At 51.7% G+C, this 1,175-nt stretch carries 2 protein-coding genes; one reads left to right on the top strand and one right to left on the bottom strand.

Annotation, left to right across the window (positions count from 1 at the left end):
* On the top strand, nucleotides 1-441 hold a 441-nt coding region (locus V6D20_00740), incomplete at its 5' end, for an HD domain-containing protein (GenBank protein ID HEY9814324.1).
* Here the strand turns inward: V6D20_00740 and V6D20_00735 are convergent.
* On the bottom strand, nucleotides 438-1,175 hold a 738-nt coding region (locus tag V6D20_00735), incomplete at its 5' end, for a CheB methylesterase domain-containing protein (GenBank protein HEY9814323.1). The genes V6D20_00740 and V6D20_00735 overlap by 4 nt on opposite strands.

Below are 1,175 nucleotides of genomic sequence, written 5' to 3'. Positions count from 1 at the left end.
AAAGAGCATGCAGACCAGCCCATTGACGAGCTTTACACCATTAAAATGGCACTGATTCACGATCTTGTCGAAATCGATGCTGGCGACACCTACTGCTATGATGAAGCGGGGCATGACGATACATCCGCGCGTGAAGTTGAGGCTGCCAAACGTATATTTTCCATGCTACCTGATGAGCAGGGCAAAGAGATCTGGCAACTGTGGCAAGAGTTTGAAGAGGGCAAGACGGCTGAAGCGCGCTTTGCACGGGCGATCGATAGGATTAATCCCTTCATGCTGAATTACTATAGTGGCGGTGGTACCTGGCGAGAGAACGGCATTACCCGAACCCAGGTCATGGGACGTATGGGGGAAATACAGGCCAACGCCCCTAAGCTCTGGCCTTACGTGACTATGTTAATTGAGGGTGCAATAGAGAAGGGTTGGGTCAAGAACCTTTAGGCTACGCTCTGTTTTTTAGCAGAAGCTAATAGCATACGCTCACGAATGGACGGCAAGGGAGCGACTTCACAAACCGCTCCCACTAGAACAGCCTGCTTCGGCATACCAAATACAACAGATGTCTTCTCATCCTGAATAATAGTCCACGCCCCCTGGTTCTTCATAGCAAGCAAACCCTCTGAGCCATCCTTGCCCATCCCGGTAAGAATCACGCCCACAGCCTTGCTCTTACAAGTCGTCGCGATCGACTGCATTAGGGGATCAATCATGGGAGTCAAAGTTGCGTCCGGTGGTTCTACTTCGTGGCGGAATACGAGGCGACCTAGCCTCCGCACAACTGAAGTAATTACTGATGGTGGTGCCAAGTAAATTTCTCCCCGCTCCAAGGCAACGCCATCATCAGCCATGCGAACTGGACTCGACAAACTGCTACTTAGCCCCCGCAGAATCGATGGTCCCATATTTACTGGCATATGCTGCGCCACGACGATGGGAGGAGCGTTTACGGGTAGGTCGCTTAGCACCTCCCGCAATGCAACGGGACCGCCTGTAGAAGCTCCGATCGCAATACACTCCGCCTCATACACTAGGTCTGCTAACGCCGCGCTTTTCTTCGCCGGATTACGGATCTCTATACGCTTGAACGCGCCGTCTTGCTTCGCATGATAGGCAAGCACACAAAGGCGAAATAATTCGTTCTTAAATGCAATCGCATTTACCGAGCCCTTCTTTTG

The organism is Candidatus Obscuribacterales bacterium (assembly GCA_036703605.1).
Taxonomy (GTDB): Bacteria; Cyanobacteriota; Cyanobacteriia; order RECH01; family RECH01; genus RECH01.
This window is presented reverse-complemented; position numbering and strand designations above follow the sequence as displayed.